Below are 21,333 nucleotides of genomic sequence, written 5' to 3'. Positions count from 1 at the left end.
CCGGAGAAGACATCATGAAGATTCAGGCAGCAGTATTGAGGGAAACAACCACCGTCGAGCCTTTCGCCAGCAGCCGTCCCTTGCGTATCGAAGAGCTCGATCTGGATGCGCCCGGACCCGGCGAAGTACTGGTCAAGATGCGCGCCGCCGGCCTGTGCCATTCCGACTTGTCGGTGATCACCGGCGTGCGTCCGCGGCCGGTGCCGATGGCGCTGGGCCATGAAGCCTCGGGTGAAGTCCTCGAGGTCGGCGCCGGCGTCACCGACCTGCGCCGCGGCGATCTCGTGGTGCTGGTGTTCGTGCCGAGCTGCGGCCATTGCCTGCCGTGCATGGAAGGCCGTCCGGCGCTGTGCGAGCCGGGAGCCGAAACCAACACCAAGGGGCAACTGCTGTCGGGCGCCTTGCGTCTGCGCGCGCAGAACAAGCCGGTCAATCATCACATGGGCGTGTCGGCCTTCGCCGACCATGCGGTGGTGTCGCGTCGCTCCTGCGTCAAGATCGAGGCCGACATTGATCCGGTCGAGGCCGCCTTGTTCGGCTGCGCGGTGCTGACCGGCGTCGGCGCTGCCGTCAATACGGCCGAGGTCAAGGCCGGCACTACCGCCGCCGTGCTCGGACTGGGCGGCGTCGGCTTGTGCGCGATGCTGGGCGCGCTGGCCTCGGGCGCACGCGAAGTGATCGCGGTCGACCTGCACGACAGCAAGCTGGCGCTGGCGAAATCACTGGGCGCCACGGCGACAGTCAACGCACGCGATCCCGATGCGGTGGAAAAGGTCAGGGCGCTGACCAGGGGCGGCGTCGACTATGCCTTCGAAATGGCGGGCTCGGTGCAGGCGATGGAAGCCGCCTATCGGATGACGCGCCGCGGCGGCATGACGGTCACAGCAGGCCTGCCTGCACCGGACCAGAAATGGGCCTTGCAACAAGTCAGCCTGGTGGCCGAGGAGCGTACGGTCAAGGGCAGCTACATCGGCTCCTGCGTACCGTTGCGCGACATCCCGCGTTACATCGGCCTGTATAAAAGCGGCCGCTTGCCGATCGATAAACTGATGGGGCAGCGACTGGCATTGTCGGATATCAACAGCGGCTTCGACCGTCTGGCTTCAGGGGAAGGATTGCGCGATCTGATCGTTTTCTGATTGCTTTTTTGTTTTTGTAATGGCGTCACAAAGGAGACAAGGCATGACCAAAAAACTATTCGCTGCGGCCACGACCGCAGCATTGCTGGCATTCGCACTGCAGACGACACCGGCGCTGGCGCAGCAGACCATCGTCATCAAGTTCAGCCACGTGGTGGCCAACAACACACCCAAGGGCAAGGGCGCGGAGCGTTTCAAGCAACTGGCAGAAGAACGCACCAAAGGGCGCGTGAAGGTCGAGGTTTACCCGAACAGCCAGCTCTACAAGGACAAGGAAGAACTGGAAGCCTTGCAGCTCGGCGCGGTGCAGATGCTGGCGCCGTCGCTGGCGAAATTCGGTCCGCTGGGGGTGAAGGAATATGAGGTCTTCGACCTGCCGTACATCTTCCCCAATCGCGCGGTGCTGGCGCGCATCACCGAAGGACCGATCGGCCAGAACCTGTTCAGGAAACTGGAAGCCAAGGGCATCAAGGGCCTGGCCTACTGGGACAACGGCATGAAGGTGATGACTGCCAACAAGCCGCTGCACAAGGTCGACGACTTCCGTGGCATGAAGATGCGCATCCAGTCGTCCAAGGTGCTGGACGAGCAGTTCCGCGCGTTGAAGGCCAATCCGCAGGTGCTGGCGTTCTCCGAGGTGTACCAGGCGATGCAGACCGGCGTGGTCGACGGCAGCGAGAACACGCCGTCCAACATCTACTCGCAGAAAGTGCATGAAGTGCAGTCGCAACTGACCGTGTCCGACCACGGCTATATCGGTTACGCAGTGATCGTGAACAAGAAATTCTGGGAAAGCCTGCCGCCGGATGTACGCGGCCAGCTGGAGTCGGCGATGAAGGATGCCACGCGCTATGCCAACGCCATCGCCCAGCAGGAGAACGAAGATGCGCTGGCGGCGATCAAGGCTTCCGGCAAGACCAAGGTGTATTACCTGACCGACGCCGAAAAGGCCGAATGGCGCAAGGCCTTGCTGCCGGTGCACAAATCGATGGAGTCGCGCGTCGGCAAGGACCTGATCCAGGAAATCTACAAGGAGACTGCCAATCTCGGCGCGAAGTAATCTGAAGTAACTCTCTGCACTATTGAAAAAGCCCGTCGGCGCAAACCGACGGGCTTTGTGCTTGGAGCGCTGAGTTGAAACTCAGGGCGCCGGATTCGGCTGCGTCTTGTGGATCGCGTCGATCTGTTCGATGATTTCCGGCGACAGTTGCACCGACAGACTGTCGATGTTGCTGCGCAGCTGTTCCAGCGTGGTGGCGCCGATGATGTTCGACGTCACGAACGGGCGGCTGTTGACGTAGGCCAGCGCCAGTTGCGCCGGATCGATGCCGTGCTTGCGCGCGAGGGCAACGTAGGCTTTGGCCGCCGCTTCGGCTTGCGGGTTGGTGTAACGGGTGAAACGTTCGAACAGCGTCAGGCGACCGCCGGCCGGCCGGGCGCCGTTTTCGTACTTGCCCGACAGCATCCCGAAGGCCAGCGGTGAATACGCCAGCAGGCCGACTTGTTCGCGATGGGTGAATTCGGCGAGGTTGATTTCAAAGGTCCGGTTCAGCAAATTGTAAGGATTCTGGATCGTGACGATGCGCTCGAGATCGAATTTCTCGGCCGCGCGCAGGAACTGCGCCACGCCCCACGAGGTTTCATTCGACAGGCCGATGTGGCGGATCTTGCCGGCCTTGACGAACTCGGACAGGATGCTCAGGGTCTCTTCGATGGCCACGGTTTCTTCATCGGCGATGTGGCTGTAGTTGAGCTGGCCGAAGCTGTTGACGCTGCGATCCGGCCAGTGCAATTGGTACAGGTCGACGTGATCGAGCTGCAGGCGTTCGAGGCTGCCGTTGAGCGCCTCGGTCAATCCCTTGCGGTCGAAGTTGTTGATGCCGCCGCGCACGTGGCGCGGGTTGTGCGGCTTGCGCGCGGGGCCGGTGGCCTTGGTGGCGATCAGCAACTGGTCGCGCTTGCCGGATTTCTTGAGCCAGGTGCCGAGGTAACGTTCGCTCAGGCCTTGGGTTTCCGCCTTGGGCGGCACCGGATACATTTCGGCGACGTCAATCAGGTTGATGCCGCGTTCGGTGGCGTAGTCGAGCTGCGCGTGCGCTTCGGCTTCGGTGTTCTGTTCGCCCCAGGTCATGGTGCCGAGCGTGATCAGGCTGACGTTGACGTTGGTGCGGCCAAGAGGGCGATATTGCATGAATGAATCCTTTGGGAAAGTCGGAGCAAACGCGAAAGACGGCGTGCGGGAAATGAAGTAGTATATCCGCGCGCTGCAAACCTCGCAGCCCCCGCCTCCACGCACCACCCCGCACAAGAAAATCCTCGCCAATGACCTCCGCCATCGCGCCAGAACAGCTGTTACATCATCGCTCTTTCCGACTGTTCTGGCTCGCCAGCGTGGCCTCCACGATTGCACTGCAAATGCAGATCGTCGCCGTCGGCTGGCAGGTCTATCAACTCACGCATAGCCCTTTCGACCTGGGCATCGTCGGGCTGGTGCAATTCATTCCTTCGCTATTCCTGGTGTTCGTGGTCGGCCATGTGGCGGACCGGCATGATCGTCGCCAGGTCGCGCGCTTCAGCATCCTGGTGGAAGCGATCGCCGCCGGTTTGCTGGCGGCGGGCAGCCTCGGCGGCTGGCTGACGAAGGAAGCGATCTTCGCCATCGTGTTCGTGATCGGCGCCGGCCGCGCCTTCAGCAAGCCGACCATGTCGGCCATGCTGCCGACGCTGATGCAACCGTCGCTGCTGCCGCGCGCGGTGGCCGGATCGGCATCGGCGACGCAGGTGGCGATCATCATCGGACCGGCCATCGGCGGCTTCCTGTATGTGGCCGGCCCATCGACGGTGTACATCACCAGTTGCGTCCTGTTCGTGCTGTGCAGCGTGCTGGTGTCGATGATCAAGGTGGAAACGCCGCCGGCCAGGCGCGAGAACGCCACGCTCAAATCGGTGTTCGCCGGCATCGCCTACATTCGCAGCAAGCCGGCGATCTTCGGCGCCATTTCACTCGACCTTTTTGCCGTGCTGCTGGGCGGTGCGACCGCGCTGTTGCCGGTGTATGCGCACGATATCCTGCACACCAACTCGGTCGGACTGGGGCTGTTGCGCTCGGCGCCGGCGGTGGGCGCGTTGTCGGTGGCGATCTTCCTGGCGCGCAATCCGCTCAAGGGCCGTATCGGCCGCACCATGTTCATTGCGGTGGGAATTTTCGGTCTGGCGACGATCGCGTTCGGGTTGTCGCAAACGTTCGTCGTGTCCTTGCTGGCGCTGGTGGTGCTGGGCGCCTCGGACATGATCAGCGTGGTGGTGCGTTCGACCTTCGTGCAGCTGGAGACGCCCGATGACATGCGCGGCCGCGTGAGCGCGGTGAATTCGGTCTTCATCGGCACTTCGAATCAGCTCGGCGAGTTCGAGTCAGGACTGACCGCCGCATGGTTCGGCGCGGTGCCGGCGGTGCTGATCGGCGGCATCGGGACGCTGGTGGTGGTGGCGCTGTGGATCAGGCTGTTCCCGCAGTTGTTCCATGTTGATCGCCTGGTCGACAACACCGGAAAAAAATAATCAAGCCATCAACGTCAGCATTAACCTCAGCATTGACCTCAGGGCTCGGGGTCCTGGTTGGCGAGATGAATCTTCACATGCGGCAGCGGCCCGTCCGCTTCCGAAAACACCACCGGGCAATTGACCACCAGATTGGTCTTTTCAATACTGACCTGGCCGGCTTCTTCTGCGGCCAGCACTTGCTCTTCCGACTTCAATACGTGCGGCTGCTTTCCTGCCAGCCAGGTGACCTTGTGCACCTGCCATAACGGCGAATAGTTGAGGTTGGCGTTGGCTGCGCCGATCGGCGAGGGCAGCGACGGCAGCACGCCGCCTTGCCTGAAATTCACGAATGAATAGATGCGTTCGACCGCACTTGGCTGGCCCGGCTGGCGTTGCTGATTGATGGCGTTGGCCAGGCGCGGCACGTAGTTGGCGCCCATCTCGGCTGCGGCTTTCTTGTCGGAGACGTCGGTGGTGACGTAGCGCACCACCTTGCCGTCGTACCAGCCGGAGACCAGCGGAAGTTCGACGACGTCGCCGGTGGCTTGCGCGTGCGCCGGAGAAAGTACACAGCAGGCGGCCACGAAGACTGAAAGCGGCCGGAGGAAATGTCTGGTCATGTTGTTACCGATCATGGAAGAAGGCGGGACGCCGCACATGAGTCGTGCGGCTTGGCGAGATATTACAACGACATGCGTTCAAAAAAGAAAAAAGGCCTGCGGGATAACCGGCAGGCCTTTTGACATCAGTGCCGTGCTTACTGCGGATGGAACTGATGCGCGAACGTGAATTCATCGATGCGCGGGGTGTACTTCAGGCCCTTGCGCACTGCCCACGTTGCATACTGGTGATGCAGCGGGATCACGGCGTAGTCGTTCAGCGCCACGGTGGCGGCCTGTTTGGCGAACTCCTGGCGTTGCTTTTCATCGACCGAGCCGAGCGAGGATTGCACCAGCTTGTCCACTTGCGGATTGCTGTACTTGCCCCAGTTCCACGAACCCCAGCCGGTGCTCGCGTCGGTGGTGCCCACCAGCGTACGCAAACCGAAGTCGCCGGCCAGCGTGCCCCAGCCCAGCAGCGCAACGCTGAAGTCGCCGTTGCGGGCCTTGCCGAAGTAGACCGACAGCGGGAAGGTTTCGACCTTGGTCTGGATGCCGACGCGGCTCAGGAACTGCGCCACCGTTTGCACCACGCGCTCATCATTGATGTAGCGGTTGTTCGGACCATGCAGCGTCAGCGCGAAGCCGTTCGGATAACCGGCGGCGGCCAGCAGCTTCTTGGCGCCTTCCGGATCGTACTTCTCGACCTTCAGATTGTCGGCATAGCCGAGAATGCCCGGCGCGACGATATTGGAGGCCGGTGTGCCGAGGCCTTCCAGCGTGCGTTCGGTCAGGGCCTGACGGTTGATGGCCTTGGAAATCGCCTGACGGACACGGATGTCCTTCAATGGATTCTTGTCCAGCGGCTTGCCGGACTTGTCGGTGATGTCGGGCGTCTTGTCGCGCGACTGGTCCAGCGTCCAGAAAATCGTGCGCCACGAGGTGCGCTGCACCAGGCTGAATTTCGGATTGGTCTTCAGCTTCGGCACGTCGGCCGGCGGCACGCTGTCGATGGCGTCGACTTCACCGGCCAGCAATGCCGCCAGGCGCGCGCCGTCGGAAGTCAGGATGCGGAAGGTGACCTTGTCCCAGTCGGCCTTGCCGCCCCAGTAATTGTCGTTGCGGACCAGCTCGATGCTGTCGCCGCGCTTGAAGTTGCCGAACTTGAACGGACCGGTGCCGATCAGCGCCTTGCCGCTGTTGAAATCTTCGGTGGTGGCGTTCTGCGCCGCCTTCCTGGAGACGATGAAGATGGTGCTGACGTCCAGCGCGAGGGGACCGTAAGGCGTCGCGGTCTTCAGGCGCACGGTGTAGGGATCGACGATTTCCTTGCCGATGATCTGCTTGGTGTAGCTGGTGAACGGGCCGGGGCTGTTGGTCAGCGTAGCGGGGCGGTCGAGCGAGAACACCACGTCCTCGGCGGTGAAATCGGAACCGTCATGGAACTTGACGCCGCGGCGCAGCTTGAACTCCCAGGTGGTCGGATCGATCGCTTTCCACGAGACCGCCAGGCCAGGGATCAGCTTGCCGGTCGCGTCGACGTTGACCAGCGCGTCGAACAGATGCGACGACAGCGAAATGTTCGGGGCGATGTTGTTGAAATGCGGGTCCAGCGTGGATACGTCGGCGAACAGGCCGAGCTTGAGTTCGGCGGCCAGCGACGATTGCGCGGTCAGCGGCAGCACGGCGGCGGCGGCCAGGCCGGTGAACGCCAGGCTAAGCAATTTTTTCTTGAAGGACAGTGCCATCACGACTCCCATGAATGAATGATTTGAAGCAGGCTTATTTTATGAGGACTTGTTGATGCAGGTGCAACAAAGTTCCTATTTGCTTATGCGGAAAACGTGCGCAACGACACAAGAACAGCATGAAAACACACGAAAGCGTCAATGTACATGCATTGGGAATTTTCTGCCGCCGGGATGAATGCGGCAGGGGTTCAGGCGGGATGGCGCCGCTGCAATATCTCCACGAATTGCTCGTGCGGGACGGGGCGGCTGAAGAAGTAGCCCTGGTATTCATCGGAGCCGAATACTTGCAAGGCTTGCAACTGCACTTCGGTTTCCACGCCTTCGGTGACGACTTTGAGATTGAGGGCGTGCGCCATCGCAATGATGGCCTGGACGATGGCGCTGCCGTTGGCGTCGTGCGGGATGTCGGTGATGAAGGAACGGTCGATCTTGACGTTGTCGACCGGGAAACGCTTGAGGTAAGCCAGCGATGAATAGCCGGTGCCGAAGTCGTCGATCGAGATCGTGAAGCCGAGCGCGCGGATGCCGTCCATGATGGCGATGGCTTGTTCACGGTTGTGCATCACCATGCTTTCGGTGATCTCGAATTCCAGGCTGGCCGAGGATACGCCGCGGGCCTGCACCACGCGCTGGATGTCGGCCAGCAGGTTGTCGTCGTTGAACTGGCTGCCGGCCAGGTTGATGGCGATACGGCCGAACGGCAGGTTCAGCTGGGTGAGCTTGACGATGTCGGCGCAGGCGCTGTCGAGCACCAGCAGGCCGATCTGGTCGATCAGGCCGGCCTCTTCGGCCAGGCCGATGAATTCGGCAGGCGCCAGCAGACCGCGCACCGGATGCTGCCAGCGCACCAGCGCTTCGGCACCGACGATGCGCGCGCTGGCGAGCTCGACCTTGGGCTGGTAATGCACCACGAATTCACGGCGTTCAATCGCACGGCGCAGTTCGGTTTCGAGCGCGATGCGTTCGACGGTATGGGTGTTGACTTCGTCGGAGTAGAAGCGGTAATCGTCCTTGCCGTTGTGCTTGGCGCGGTACATGGCGATGTCGGCGTTCTTGATCAGCGTCTGCGCATTGGCGCCGTCGGTCGGATAAGTGGCGATGCCGATGCTGGCGCTGAGCTGGCATTCGTGGCCGCTGATGTCGAACGGCTTGCGCGCGACCGACAACAGTTTCTGGGCGATTTCGCCGAGTTGCAGCGGGTCGTCGTAATCGTCGACGAGGACAATGAATTCATCGCCGCCGACGCGCGCCAGGATATCCAGCTCGCGCAGGCAGTGGCGGAAGCGCAGCGCGATTTCGCTGAGCAGCGCTTCGCCGGTTTCATGGCCGAAGGTGTCGTTGATGTTCTTGAAGCGATCCAGGTCCATCAGGAACACCGCGACCTGGCCGCCGCGGTGTTCGGCATGGGCGATGGCGTTGCTGATGTGCTGGGTGCACAGGAAGCGATTCGGCAGGCCGGTCAGTTCGTCGTAGTGGGCCAGGTGGCGGATGCGCTCTTCGGCCTTGCGGCTTTCGATGGCGACGCTGGCGAGATCGGCCGCGACGCCGGTCAGGTGCAGGTATTCGCTGCTGGGAATGCCGTGCTCCTTGAGTAGCGCCGAGAATACGCCGAGCACCTGGCCTTCCTTGCCGATGATCGGCCAGGAACCGCAGGACGGGAATTCTTCCAGATGGATGAACTGGCGTGCGTTGTTCATCACCGGATCGGTGTGGATATCGCCGACGACGTAGGGCGTGCGCGTGAGGACAGCCTCGCTGCTGGCGCCGTTGCCGTGCGCGATCGGCATGCTCATGTAGCCATGGCGCATGCGGTCCGACAGGCGCGCCGAGATGATCGCCGAGAAATGCGTGTTGTCGTCGTTGAGCATCAGGATGGAACAGATGCTTTGCGGAATCTGCGAATCGGCGAACAGCACGATTTCTTTCAGGATGTCTTCGAGGTCGGCGTCGGTCATCACCAGATGCAGGATGCGGTTCTGGGTCGCTTGCAACAGTTCGGCGCGCTTGCGGGCGCTGATGTCGCGCAGGATCGCGAAAATCGCAAAGCCCTTGTCCAGTTCGGTGCGATTGATGGTGACGTCGGTGTAGATGATCTTGTGGCGGCGGATGGTGACCCATTCGAACTGTTGCGGTTCGCCGGCGATGGCTTTTTCGATCAGCTCGGCGATGTCGGGCTGCTGCAACTGCAGGGCGCTCTGGCGCGAGAACAGGCCGACCTTCTTGCCGATGATGCGCTGCTTGTCGGCAACCCCGAAGAACTTCACGGCGGCCGCATTACAGTCGATGTAGAGCATGTCCGGGCTGAGCAGGACGATGGGGTCGTTGCCTTCTTCATACAGCTTGCGATAGCGGTGCTCGCTCTCGGTCAGGACGTCGTCGCGCTTCTGCTTGTAGTTGTAATAGATCAGGAAGGCGATCAGCGCCAGTACGATAAAGCCGCTGATGCCGATCGACAGCAGGATGCGGTTGAGGGTGCGGCTCTTCCATGGCGAGAGCACGTCATCCATGCGACGTGCGTAGACGGCGACCATGCCCGCGCCGGGGATTTTCTTGTAAGTGAACAGCAGGTATTCGCCGGTCAGCGCCGAGTATTCCTCGAAGGCGCCTTCGGGCGGGCCGTTGCGGATATAGACCATGCTCTTGGCGTCGCGCAGGCTTTTATCCAGCCAGGCTGCCTCGAACGGCGAACGGATCATCAGCGAACCGTCGTCCTTGCGCAGCGAGACGATGGCCTGGTAATTGGTGATGCGTTTGTAGAAGTCGAAGAAATAGGCCACGCGCAGCTCGGCCACGATCATGCCTACGTGTTGCCCGCGCATGTACAGGTTGCGCGCAACGGGCAGCACCAGTTCCTGGTTGTAGCGGCTCCTGGCGAGCATGCCGACGAAGTAGTGCGGCAGGGCAGGATTGGCGTCGACCTCGCGCAATTGCAGGTCGTTGAGTTCGATCTCGGTGGCGCCGACGCGCATGGAGCTGGCGCGGCTGACGCCGGTCAGGTCGACGAAGCGCAGCGACTGCACCGGCGCCAGCGCCTGCTTTTCATCGGCCAGCAACTGATAGAGGCCGACGTCGTCGTCGAGGATGTGCTGGTCGGCGGTCTGGATGGCCAGCGCGGTCGACGCCAGCATGTGGTCGATATCGATGAGGATACGTTCCGCGTGTTCTTCGACGCTGCGTACGGCCACCATGGAGCTGCTTTTTTCGGAGGCGATCGTGAGTTGCCGGTCCTGCTCGACTTCCCACCAAGTCTGAGCGCTGATGACGGCGATGACGAATACCACAAAAAAAAGCAAGGTCCGTAAAGTACTGGTTGCCCTTCCTAGCGACTTTATCCCTTTTCCCATTTGGCCAGTATTGAGTGATGTTGCTTTAATCAAAACAAAACCGGTGTCCCCCGGTAATTGTTCTTGTCCGCTAGGAATATTACTTGCCAAGATCGATCCTGTTCTATTTCTTCTGTGAATCGTCTTGTTTATGGATTAACCATACCGCAAGCAGAATGCTTTGTCATCCGTCGCTGATTTGTCAGTCAGATGCAGACAGGTCGTTTACGGACAAAGTTCTGCTTCCTTGAGCGATGGACAATTATTTCCTTGCAAACCAATTCCGTCCGGCAATGCGATAATACGAACCTTCGGCGGAAGGCATCTCAGTTGCCTGTTTTTTGTGCAGAGGGGGTGGCCTGGAATGCGATCCGTTCGCAATACGCCGCGCAGGCGTCTCCGATACGCCAAGTGCATGCCGATGAATTCTATAAGTACGCCGACATTTTCCATCAACAGATCAAAGGGACATTCATGAAGACCAAAGCAGCAGTCGCCTGGCAAGCCGGCAAACCATTGACCATTGAGGAAGTCGAGCTGGGCGGCCCCAAGGCCGGCGAAGTACTGGTCGAGATCAAGGCCACCGGCATTTGCCATACCGATTACTACACGCTTTCGGGCGCTGATCCCGAAGGTATTTTCCCTGCCATCCTCGGCCATGAAGGGGCGGGTGTGGTGGTCGATGTCGGTCCGGGCGTCAAGAGCCTGAAGAAGGACGACCACGTCATCCCGCTGTATACGCCGGAATGCCGCGAGTGCAAGTTTTGCCTCTCGCAAAAAACCAACCTGTGCCAGGCGATCCGCTCGACCCAGGGCCGCGGCCTGATGCCGGACGCGACCAGCCGCTTTTCGCTGGACGGCAAGCCGCTGTTCCACTATATGGGCACGTCGACGTTTTCCAACTACATCGTGGTGCCGGAAATCGCCCTGGCCAAGATCCGTGAAGATGCGCCGTTCGACAAGGTCTGCTATATCGGCTGCGGCGTCACCACCGGCGTCGGCGCGGTGCTGTTCACCGCCAAGGTGGAGGCGGGCGCCAACGTGGTCGTATTCGGCCTCGGCGGCATCGGCCTGAACGTGATCCAGGCGGCCAGGATGGTGGGCGCCAACAAGATCATCGGCGTCGACCTCAATCCGGGCCGTGAAGCCATGGCGCGCAAATTCGGCATGACGGACTTCATCAATCCCAAGGATGTTTCCAACGTGGTCGACGCCATCATCGGCCTGACCGACGGCGGCGCCGATTACAGTTTCGAGTGCATCGGCAACACCACCACCATGCGCCAGTCGCTGGAGTGCTGTCACAAGGGCTGGGGCCAGTCGATCATCATCGGCGTGGCCGCAGCCGGCCAGGAAATCAGCACGCGTCCGTTCCAGCTGGTCACCGGCCGGGTCTGGAAGGGCTCGGCCTTCGGCGGCGCACGCGGCCGCACCGACGTGCCCAAGATCGTCGATTGGTACATGGAGGGCAAGCTCAACATCGACGACCTGATCACGCACAAGCTGCCGCTGGAACGCATCAACGAAGGCTTCGACCTGATGAAGAGCGGCGAATCGATTCGCTCCGTCGTCGAGTTCTGACATGGCGCCGGAATCGGAATTGCTGAGCGAGCACGCCTGTTTCGGCGGCGTGCAGGGTTTCTACAAACACGACTCGCAAGAGATCGGCCTGCCGATGCGCTTTTCCGTGTTCACGCCGCCGCAGGCGAAGCAGGGACCGGTGCCGGTGCTGTTCTACCTGGCCGGCCTGACCTGCACGGAAGAAACCTTCATGATCAAGGGCGGCGCCCAGCGCGTCGCCGCCGAACTCGGCATCATGCTGGTGGCGCCGGACACCAGTCCGCGCGGGGCGAATATCGCTGGTGAAAGCGACTCCTGGGACTTCGGCGCCGGCGCCGGCTTTTATCTCGACGCCACGCAGGCGCCGTGGAGCAAGCACTACCGCATGGAGTCATACGTGGTGCAGGAGCTGCGCACGCTGGTCGTGAAAGAGTTTGCGGCGGATGCTGCACGCGCCGGCGTGTTCGGCCACTCAATGGGCGGTCACGGCGCACTGACGCTGGCGTTGCGCCATCCGGACGTCTACCGCTCGGTGTCGGCGTTCGCACCGATCGCGGCGCCGTCGCAATGTCCTTGGGGCGAGAAGGCGTTCGGCAATTATCTTGGCAGCGACCGCTCGGCCTGGTTGGAGCATGACGCCAGCGCGCTCATGCGCAAGGCTGTGACGCCGTTCCCGCAAGGCATCCTGGTTGATCAGGGGCTGGCCGACAAATTCCTCTCGGAGCAATTGTTGCCGCAGGAATTCGAAGCCGCCTGCGTGCAGGCGAAGCAGCCGTTGACCTTGCGCCGGCATGACGGCTACGACCACGGTTATTACTTCATCTCGACGTTCATGGAAGATCACCTGCGGTTTCATCACCGTATTTTGTCTTCCTGATCTGTTTGCGGCAGCAATAAAAAAGCGCTCGTTCCGTGAAGGAACGAGCGCTTTTTCTTTGCGCGAACGATGGCGACGGATCAGTGCGCCGCAGCCGCCGCTTCCGCTCCTGCACCGCCCTTGGCCGGCTTGATGATCCAGATCACCGGAATGATCACGAGGAAAATCACGCCCGACAGCCAGAAGATGTCGTTGATGCCGATCATCGCCGCCTGCGCGTTCAGGTTGCGCTCGATCAGGCCGGTGGCCTGCTCGGTGCTCATGCCGAAATTGCCGGTGAGATTGCTGAACATCTGTTGCAAGGCCGTGCTGTAGGGCGTGGCATGTTCCGTCAACTGGGCATGATGCACGATGGTGCGGTTGTTCCATGCCGTCGTTGCCACCGAAGTGCCGATCGCGCCGCAGAACACGCGTACGAAACTCGACAGGCCGGCGGCGGCGGGGATGCGTTCCGGCGGCAGGCCGGACAGCAGCAGCACCGTCAGCGGCACGAAGAACATCGCAGTCGGAATCCCTTGCAGCAGCGTCGGCAAGATGACCGTCCACTGGTCGACTTCGAGGTTGTAGCGCGAACGCATGAAGAACACGCAGGCAAAGCCGACGAAGGACGCCGTGGCCACCTTGCGTGCATCCATGCGCGGCAGGAACTTGCCGATCAGCGGCATCAGGATCACCGCGAAAATCCCGATCGGCGCGGTCGACAGGCCCGAGTCGATGGAGCGATAGCCGAGGTATTGCTGCAGCCATTGCGGCAGCAATACCAGATTGCCGAAGAACACGCCGTAGCCGATCGAGATCGCCACCGTGCCGCCGAAGAAGTTGCGCCTGCCGAACAGGCGCAAGTCCACCACCGGATGGTCGTTGTTCAACTCCCAGATCACGAAGTAGGCGAAGGCCACCGCCGCAACGATGCCCAGCGTCACGATGGTCGGCGAGGCAAACCAGTCCAGGTCCTTGCCCTTGTCGAGCATGATCTGGAACGCCGCCACCCAGGTGATCAGCAACAGCAGGCCAATGGTATCGATCGGCAGTTTATGCGTGGGGCTTTCGCGATCCTTGTAGATCGCCATCGTCATGCCGGCGGCCAGCAAGCCGACCGGGATGTTGATGTAGAAGATCCAGGGCCAGGTATAGGCGTCGGTGATCCAGCCGCCCAGCGCCGGCCCGGCCACCGGTGCGACCACGGCGGTCATGCCCCATAGCGCCAGCGCGAACGAGGCTTTGGACTTGGGGTAGGCCCCCAGCAGCAGCGATTGCGACAACGGCACCATCGGTCCGGCCACCAGGCCTTGCAGGACGCGTGCGCCCAGCAGGATGGGCAGTGTCGGCGCCAGGCCGCACAGCCACGATGCCAGCACGAACAGCAGCACCGAGGAAACGAACAGGCGCACCGCGCCGATGCGCTGCGTCAGCCAGCCGGTCAGCGGAATCGAGATTGCATTGGCCGCTGCAAAAGAGGTAATGACCCAGGTGCCTTCATCGATCGAGACACCGAGGTTGCCCGAGATGGTCGGGATCGCCACGTTCGCAATCGACGAGTCGAGCACGTTCATGAACACCGCCAGCGACACGCACAAGGTGCCCAGCACCAGCTTGCCGCCGGTCAGCGGCGGTGGAGGTGTATAGGTTTGAGGACTGCTCGCCATGGAGGATGCGTCCGATCAGGTGTGAGGAATGACGATGGCGGCCTTCTTCTTCGACGTCGCCTGGGTGGGCAAGCCACTGGCGTTGTCGCTGATGATGCGCTCGACGATCTCGTCGGCTTGCTTGCCGAGGTCGCTGTAGACATCGGTCTGGAAGTTGGTGGGGACGGCTTCCAGGGTCTTGCCGTCGCCGTGGATGTCCACCGTGGCAGTCGTCGACAGGCCCACGCGCAGCGGATGCGCCTGGACTTCCTGCGGGTCGAGCGCGATGCGCACCGGCACGCGCTGGACCACCTTGATCCAGTTGCCGGTGGCGTTCTGCGCCGGCAGCAGCGAGAAAGCGCCGCCGGTGCCGGCCGAGAAGCCGACCACGGTGCCCTTGTACTTGACGCTGGAACCGTAGACGTCGGCGATTACTTCAACCGGCTGGCCGATGCGGATGTGCTTTAACTGGCCTTCCTTGAAGTTGGCGTCGATCCAGATCTGTTCCAGCGGCACGATGGCCATCAGGGGATTGCCCGGGGCGATGCGCTGACCCAGTTGCACCGAACGTTTGGAGACGAAGCCGGAGACCGGCGCCACGATGTTCACACGGGCGTAGTTCAGGTAAGCATTGCGCACCTGGGTGGCCGCCTGCAGCACGTTCGGATGTTCGGTCACGCTGGTGTGATCGGTCAGGGCGCGGTTGGCGGCCAGGCTGGCGCGGGCTTGTTCCAGCGATGCGTTGGCGTTCTTGACGGCGTCCTGCGCATGCGCCAGATCTTCTTGCGAGACGGCGCCCGAAGCGATGCCGGCCTGGCGGCGCTGCAGATCGTCGCGGGTTCGCGCCAGGTTGGTTTCAGCTGCGGTCACGTTGGCCGCCAGGGTGTCGTTGTTCAGGAAAGTCTGGCGTGTCTGGCGCACGGCCTGGGCCAATGCCGCTTCGGCTTGCGCCAGGGCGAGCTTGGTGTCGGCGGCGTCGAGCGACACCAGTTGCTGGCCGGCCTTGACGACTTGCGTATCGTCGGCCTTGATCGCCGTGACGGTGCCGCCGACCTGCGCCGAAATCTGCACGACGTTGCCGCCGACATAGGCGTCGTCGGTTTCTTCGAAGAAGCGGGCGTGCAGGAACCAGTACAGGAACAGGCCGATGGCGACGATGATCAGGACCAGCGTCAACAGCAGCAACTGGCGCTTGCGCTTGCCATTGCCGTTACCGTTGGGAGTGTTGGTGGCGTTGGTGGCGTTGGCGGCGTTGCCGTTTTGTGGAAGGGCTTCACTCATGAATTACTCCGTGTATTGCTTTGTTTTTTCTGGGAGGCGCAGCCGCTCATGGGCGGTTGCGTCGCGCTTGGATCAAAATTATCGGGCCTTGGTTGCCGCCGGGCTTGAGGGCGCACCAGTTGTGACAATCGCCAGTCCCGCCTGCTGCGCATCGAAGCCGCCGCCGAGGGCCTTGAACAGGCCGATCTGCTGGTTGCGCTTGCTGGCTTCCAGGTTGATCAGCGCCTGTTGCTGGCCGAGCAGGGCAGTTTCGGCGTTGAGGACCACCAGTTGCGAGGTCAGTCCGATGCGATAGCGTTCGCGCGCCAGATCGTAGGCGCGTTGTGACGACGCCAGCGCTTCGCGGCGGATCGGCAACTGGCGGTCTATCGAGCGGATGCCGGTGATCTGTCTGGCGACGTCGCCGTAGGCTTCATTGAGCGTCTGGTTATACGACGCCACCGCCATGTCGTACGATGCATACGATCCCTTCAGGTTGGCGCGCAGGGCGCCGCCTTCGAAGATCGGCAGGCTGATCGCAGGACCGAACGCAATGCTCTTGCTGGAGGCCGTGAACGGATTGGAATTGAGCAGCGAGTCGAAGCCGATCATCGCCGACAGATTGATGTCGGGATAGAAGCGCGCCTTGGCGACGTCGATGTCCCTGGTCGCGGCTTCCACCTGCCAGCGCGCCGCGACGATGTCGGGGCGCCGACCCAGCAGGTTCAGCGGCAATTGCGCCGGCAGTTCCGGCGTGATCAGCGTGGCCATGCGCGGCGCGGCGATTTGCAGGCCGCGATCCGGACCTTTGCCGATCAGCACGCCGAGCTGCTGGCGCGTCAACGTGATCTGGCCTTCGCTTTGCACCAGCTGGGCGCGTGCTTCGGCGCTGCTGCCTTGCGACTGGTTGCGTTCGATCTGCGTGTCCAGGCCGGTCTTGACGCGGTCGGCGGTGATCTTTTGCAGCGACTCGCGCTGGTTGACCGTGCGCTGGGCGATATCGTGCAGCGCGTATTCAGTCGCCAGCTGGTTGTAGGTCGAGGCGATCGAGCTGGCCAACACCAGGCGGGTTTCCTGGGCGGCGGCTTCGGCCGCTTTTTGTTGCGACACGGCTTGCGCCAGCGCGGCGTGATTCTTGCCCCAGAGATCCAGTTCGTAGCCCAGATTCAGGAAGGCTTTTTTCTCGTTGTACCAGCTGCCGCCGTATGGTGGCGGGTAAATGGTGGTTTCCGGGAACAGGTTGCGCGTGAACGATGCATCGGCGGTCACGGTCGGCAGCAGCGGGGCGCCCTTGCTTTCAGCCAGCGCGCTGGCCGAGGCGATGCGCGCCTGGGCTTGTTGAAGGCTGGGGCTGTTTTCCATGGCTTCGGCAATCAGCGCGCTGAGTTGCGCATCGCCGAACTGGTCTACCCAATTGGCGGCGGGCCATTGGCCTTGGCCAGCCAGGCTGCGCTCGGCGGCGTAATCGCCGGGTTGCGCCATGTGTTTATCGCTGTCAATGCCGCTAAAGCTGGCACAGCCGGACAGGCCGAGCATGCCGATGGTGAGCGCGCATAGGGCGATCACCCGCAAACGCAGTGCGGGCGATGAGGCGGATTTCATGACATTCTCCAAAGTGGATTCTTATTGCTGTATCTGGAAATAAATCGAAAGACAATCTGAAACGGAATTTTTCGACGAGGTTGGTGCCGCCGTTTGAATTTCCTGACTTCCTGGCCGGTGGCGACTCGCTGAGGTCGTTTGCACGCTAGCGAGTAAAAACTCATCTTTTTGTATTATACTCGCATATACGAACATTAGCTCATGTTACAAAACTGGATTGAAAAATGAAACTGCAACCTCGCAAAGAACCCCGCCAAGCACGCTCGAAAGCCATGGTCGACACCATCCTCGACGCCATGGCGAGAGTGCTGGTTGACCGCGGTTACGCCAAGACCAACACCAATCTCGTGGCGGAAGCGGCGGGCATCAGCGTCGGTTCGCTGTATCAGTATTTTCCCAACAAGGACGCACTGATTTTTGCGCTGCGCGAGCGTCACGTTGCCCGCATGCTGCAGTTGTTTGAAGAAGTGGTGGCGAAGATGGATGCCTCCGGCAGTCTTGTACGCGACTTCGAAGCCCTGATTGAAGCGCTGGTCGCGGCGCATCTGGTCGAGCCGGAACTCAATCGCATCCTTGAAGAAGAATTCCCCTCGTTCCACCTGCCGGTGTCGAACCATGTCCGCCAGCGTTTCTTCGAAGCCATTCGCGGCGTCCTGATCAAGCATCGCAAGAGCATCAGTGCGCCGGACGTGGATGTGGCGGCCTTTGTGGTTCAGCGCATGCTCAAGGCGCTGGTCAATGCGGTAGTGCTGATCGCCCCGCCGGGCCTCAATGCTGCCAGCGTGCGCTCCGAAATTGTTCCGGCAGTTGTCGGTTATTTAACAGCGCAAAGATCGAATTAATTGCATAATGGGTCTCGCTCGCCAAAAACGTTTCAGATAACAATTCCGAGGTGAGCAGGCTGGCAGGTTGTCCTGCCGATTTTTCGATCCATTTTCAAATTTCAAATTCCTAGCGATCATGCGTCTATCGTTTGTTCACCGGCATGCCCGTCGCATGCTGGCAGGAAGTGTCGCGTTGTTCGCGTTGCTGGCGGCCGGTGCAGCTTTGAACGCTGCGGCTGCGACCTTGACCGTGCAGGTGCTGGATATCGCCGGCGCGCCCGTGCCCAATGCGGTGGTCTACGCCGAGGCGGTCGGCGGCCAGGCGGTGCCGAAATCGCTCAAGCAGGCCGAAGTCGAGCAAAAGGACGTCAAATTCTTTCCTCTGGTAAGCGTGGTGCAAGTTGGTACGCCTATCCTCTTCCCCAATCACGACAAGGTGCGGCATCACGTGTATTCGTTTTCGCCGGCCAAGACCTTTGAGTTGAAGTTGTATTCCGGCGTCCCGACCAGCCCGATCCTGTTCGACAAGGTCGGCACCGTGGTGCTGGGCTGTAATATTCACGACCAGATGGTCGCCTACGTGCAAGTGGTCAATACGCCGTTCTTCGGCAAGACCGACATGTCCGGTCGGGTCAAGCTGGACGGCCTGGTCAACGGAAAATACGCGCTGAAGGCCTGGTATTTCAAGATGGCGCCCAATGAGGCGGCCATGGAACAGCCGATCACTTACCAGGGCGCTGATCTGCACGCCTCGGTCAAGCTGAACGTCAAGGCCGTTCCGGTGGAATAATCGTCGCCACAAGCCAAGAGAAACGGGGAGCTCACAAGTGCGTTGGCATCGGCTGGAAAACCGCATCGTTGTGCTATTCATCATCCTGATCCTGCTGGTGCAGCTGGCGGGTTTCATTGCCATTCGCAAAGCGATCGATGAAAACGCGCGCGCGTCGATCCGCGACGAGCTGATCATCGGCGAGCGTGTGTTCCTGCGCCTGCTGGAACAGAACGCCGACAAGCTGACCCAAGGCGCGCGGTTGCTGGCCTCCGACTTCGGCTTCCGCCAGGCGATCGGCACCGACGACCGCGAAACCATCACCTCCGTACTGGAAAACCACGGCGCGCGCATCGGCTCGACGCTGTCGATGCTGATCGGCACCGACCAGAGCGTCAAAGCGTCCACCCAGGCTTATCCCAGCACCGACCTGCAACGCAGCGCGCTGGAGCTGGTCAGCAAGGCTGTCGTCACCAACGGCGCTTCCGACACCGTGATCGTCGACGACAACCTGTTCCAGATCGTCGCCGTGCCGGTGCGGGCGCCGGTCATCATCGGCTGGGTCGTGATGGGCTTCCCGGTCGACAAAAAACTCATCTCTGACATGCGCGCCTTGTCGTCGCTGCAGGTCAGCGTGCTGGTGAGCACGCGCGCGGGCCAGTGGCAGCAGGACGTCTCGACGCTGGCCAAGCCGGAATCGGCCATGCTGATGTCGCAATTACCGCAATCGCCGACCGCCAATAGTTTCATCCCTCAACTGAGCATCGCCGACAACGACTACAGCGCGCGCGTGCTGGTGCTGGCCAAAGGCCAGGGAAGCCAGAGCGCGGTAGCCGTGCTGCAGCGCTCGATCAGTGAAGCGGTGGCGCCGTATCGCCGTCTGCAACTGATCCTGCTGTCCATCAGCATCATCGGCGTGATCATGGCGATCTTCGCCAGTGCCTTCGTGGCGCGCCGCATCACCAGTCCGTTGCGCGCATTGGCCGACATCGCCAAGCGGCTCGGCACCGGCGACTACCGCGCCCGCATCGACATCAAGGGCGGCGACGAAATCGGCAAGCTGGCCGACGCCTTCGAAAGCATGCGTTCCGGCATCGCCAACCGCGAACTGGAAATCCGCCGGCTGGCGTACTGGGATCCGCTGACCGATTTGCCCAATCGCGTGCAGTTCGCCACCTTGCTCAACACCGCCATTGAGCGCGCCAGGACCACCGGCGGCCAATGTCATATCCTGATGATGGATCTGGATCGCTTCCAGCACGTCAACGACGTGCTCGGCCACAGCTTTGGCGACAACCTGCTGCGCCAGGTAGGGCGCCGCCTGGAACAGCAACTGGAACGTGAAAACGACAAGGTCGCGCGCCTCGGCGGCGACGAATACGCGATCCTGCTGCCGGCCACCGACCAGGTCGAAGCGGTACGCCAGGCCAAGCGCATCCTGAGTTCGCTGGAAGTGCCGCTGTCGATTGACGAGCAGACCGTGGATCTGGGCGCCGGCATCGGCATCGCCGGTTATCCCGAAAACGGCGAAAACAGCGAGACCCTATTGAGCAACGCCGAAGTGGCGATGTATGTCGCCAAGCGGCGCGGCAGCGGCTTCACCGTCTACGAACCATCCATCGACAAGAGCAGCCAGGAAAGCCTGAGCCTGCTGAGCGAACTGCGGCGCGCGCTCGACCGCAACGAATTCCTGCTGTACGTCCAGCCCAAGGTCGACCTGGCCTCGGGGCGCGTGGTCGGCGCCGAGGCGCTGGTGCGCTGGATGCATCCCGAGAAGGGTTTCATCGGCCCCGACAATTTCATCCCGTTTGCCGAGACCACCGGTTTCATCCGCATGCTGACCTCGTGGATGCTTGGCAGAACGGCAATCCTCTGCAGCGAGCTGCAAAGACGCGGGATTTCACTCAAGTTTTCGGTCAATTTGTCGACACGCGATCTGTTGGATCAGGATTTGCCGCAGCACTTCGCCGATATCCTGGAGCGCAACAGCCTGGCGCCGTCGTCGATGTGCCTGGAGATCACCGAGAGCGCCATCATGGATGATCCGGTGCGCGCGCAACTGACGCTGGAGCGTTTGCACGCCATGGGCGTGGAACTGGCGATTGACGATTTCGGCACCGGGTATTCCTCGCTGGCGTATCTGAAGCGCCTGCCGGTGGATGAGCTGAAGATCGACAAATCGTTCGTGATGAACATGGAGCACGACGCCGACGACGCCAAGATCGTCAAGTCGACCATCGACCTGGGCCACAACATGGGCCTGCGCGTGGTGGCGGAGGGTCTGGAAACGCTGGCGGTCTGGAACCTGCTGCGGCAGATGGGTTGCGACCAGGCGCAAGGTTACTTCATGAGCAAGCCGATGCCCGGCGACCGCCTTATTGAATGGCTGGAACAATGGACGCCGCCGGAAGTACCGAGCCAGTCGGAGAACATGGCGATCTGAGTTGCTGTATCCGAAAGCCGG

At 61.5% G+C, this 21,333-nt stretch carries 15 protein-coding genes; 8 read left to right on the top strand and 7 right to left on the bottom strand.

Translation table 11 applies throughout. From position 1 onward, the window contains the following. Positions 1–14 precede the first annotated feature (14 nt). The gene (locus DXT88_RS13470; RefSeq protein ID WP_265214073.1) at positions 15–1,139 is read left to right on the top strand and encodes a zinc-dependent alcohol dehydrogenase family protein; all 1,125 of its coding nucleotides are present in this window, start codon (positions 15–17) and stop codon (positions 1,137–1,139) included. Between the two features lie 43 nt (positions 1,140–1,182). After that, positions 1,183–2,199, top strand: a complete 1,017-nt coding sequence (locus tag DXT88_RS13465) for a TRAP transporter substrate-binding protein (RefSeq protein ID WP_016834117.1) — start codon at positions 1,183–1,185, stop codon at positions 2,197–2,199. Between the two features lie 81 nt (positions 2,200–2,280). Here DXT88_RS13465 and DXT88_RS13460 read toward each other — a convergent pair whose 3' ends face one another. Beyond that, positions 2,281–3,330, bottom strand: coding sequence for an NADP(H)-dependent aldo-keto reductase (locus DXT88_RS13460; protein WP_265214071.1), 1,050 nt, complete (start codon positions 3,328–3,330; stop codon positions 2,281–2,283). A 131-nt stretch (positions 3,331–3,461) separates the two neighbouring features. Between DXT88_RS13460 and DXT88_RS13455 the strand changes: the two genes are divergently transcribed. Beyond that, positions 3,462–4,697 carry an MFS transporter gene (locus DXT88_RS13455; RefSeq protein ID WP_265214069.1) on the top strand — a complete coding sequence of 412 codons (1,236 nt, stop codon included), beginning with the start codon at positions 3,462–3,464 and terminating at the stop codon, positions 4,695–4,697. A 38-nt stretch (positions 4,698–4,735) separates the two neighbouring features. On the opposite strand, the gene DXT88_RS13450 is transcribed toward DXT88_RS13455, so the two are convergent. The 3 genes from DXT88_RS13450 to DXT88_RS13440 form a co-directional block, all read right to left on the bottom strand. Next, positions 4,736–5,299: a DUF7482 domain-containing protein gene (locus DXT88_RS13450; RefSeq protein WP_265214067.1), complete on the bottom strand. Its 564-nt coding sequence runs from the start codon at positions 5,297–5,299 to the stop codon at positions 4,736–4,738. Positions 5,300–5,436: 137 nt separating this feature from the next. Beyond that, positions 5,437–7,026, bottom strand: a complete 1,590-nt coding sequence (locus DXT88_RS13445) for an ABC transporter substrate-binding protein (RefSeq protein WP_265214065.1) — start codon at positions 7,024–7,026, stop codon at positions 5,437–5,439. A gap of 191 nt (positions 7,027–7,217) precedes the next feature. Beyond that, positions 7,218–10,373, bottom strand: coding sequence for an EAL domain-containing protein (locus DXT88_RS13440; RefSeq protein WP_029363021.1), 3,156 nt, complete (start codon positions 10,371–10,373; stop codon positions 7,218–7,220). 453 nt (positions 10,374–10,826) lie between these two features. Between DXT88_RS13440 and DXT88_RS13435 the strand changes: the two genes are divergently transcribed. Together DXT88_RS13435 and fghA are read left to right on the top strand one after the other, a co-directional pair. Beyond that, complete coding sequence (locus DXT88_RS13435) at positions 10,827–11,933, top strand: S-(hydroxymethyl)glutathione dehydrogenase/class III alcohol dehydrogenase (protein WP_029363022.1); 1,107 nt, start codon at positions 10,827–10,829, stop codon at positions 11,931–11,933. A 1-nt stretch (position 11,934) separates the two neighbouring features. Continuing rightward, the gene (gene fghA, locus DXT88_RS13430; RefSeq protein WP_265214060.1) at positions 11,935–12,789 is read left to right on the top strand and encodes an S-formylglutathione hydrolase; all 855 of its coding nucleotides are present in this window, start codon (positions 11,935–11,937) and stop codon (positions 12,787–12,789) included. 80 nt (positions 12,790–12,869) lie between these two features. Here the strand turns inward: fghA and DXT88_RS13425 are convergent, their stop codons facing one another. The 3 genes from DXT88_RS13425 to DXT88_RS13415 all read right to left on the bottom strand — a co-directional run bounded on the left by DXT88_RS13425 (position 12,870) and on the right by DXT88_RS13415 (position 17,276). Next, the gene (locus DXT88_RS13425; RefSeq protein ID WP_265214059.1) at positions 12,870–14,435 is read right to left on the bottom strand and encodes a DHA2 family efflux MFS transporter permease subunit; all 1,566 of its coding nucleotides are present in this window, start codon (positions 14,433–14,435) and stop codon (positions 12,870–12,872) included. A gap of 15 nt (positions 14,436–14,450) precedes the next feature. Further along, the gene (locus tag DXT88_RS13420; protein WP_265214058.1) at positions 14,451–15,695 is read right to left on the bottom strand and encodes an HlyD family secretion protein; all 1,245 of its coding nucleotides are present in this window, start codon (positions 15,693–15,695) and stop codon (positions 14,451–14,453) included. A gap of 78 nt (positions 15,696–15,773) precedes the next feature. Then, positions 15,774–17,276: an efflux transporter outer membrane subunit gene (locus DXT88_RS13415; protein ID WP_265214057.1), complete on the bottom strand. Its 1,503-nt coding sequence runs from the start codon at positions 17,274–17,276 to the stop codon at positions 15,774–15,776. Between the two features lie 224 nt (positions 17,277–17,500). Between DXT88_RS13415 and DXT88_RS13410 the strand changes: the two genes are divergently transcribed. The 3 genes from DXT88_RS13410 to DXT88_RS13400 all read left to right on the top strand — a co-directional run bounded on the left by DXT88_RS13410 (position 17,501) and on the right by DXT88_RS13400 (position 21,312). After that, entirely contained in the window at positions 17,501–18,118 is a 618-nt protein-coding gene (locus tag DXT88_RS13410) for a TetR/AcrR family transcriptional regulator (RefSeq protein WP_016832392.1), read from the top strand. A gap of 154 nt (positions 18,119–18,272) precedes the next feature. After that, on the top strand, positions 18,273–18,890 hold the full coding sequence (locus tag DXT88_RS13405) for a methylamine utilization protein (RefSeq protein WP_029363023.1): 618 nt from the start codon (positions 18,273–18,275) through the stop codon (positions 18,888–18,890). A 37-nt stretch (positions 18,891–18,927) separates the two neighbouring features. After that, complete coding sequence (locus DXT88_RS13400; protein ID WP_265214056.1) at positions 18,928–21,312, top strand: putative bifunctional diguanylate cyclase/phosphodiesterase; 2,385 nt, start codon at positions 18,928–18,930, stop codon at positions 21,310–21,312. The last annotated feature ends 21 nt before the right edge of the window (positions 21,313–21,333 follow it).

It is taken from the genome of Herbaspirillum lusitanum, from assembly GCF_026127345.1.
Classification (GTDB): domain Bacteria; phylum Pseudomonadota; class Gammaproteobacteria; order Burkholderiales; family Burkholderiaceae_D; genus Herbaspirillum; species Herbaspirillum lusitanum.
The sequence above is the reverse complement of the archived record's forward strand: the minus strand, read 5'-3'. Positions and strand labels throughout refer to the sequence as shown.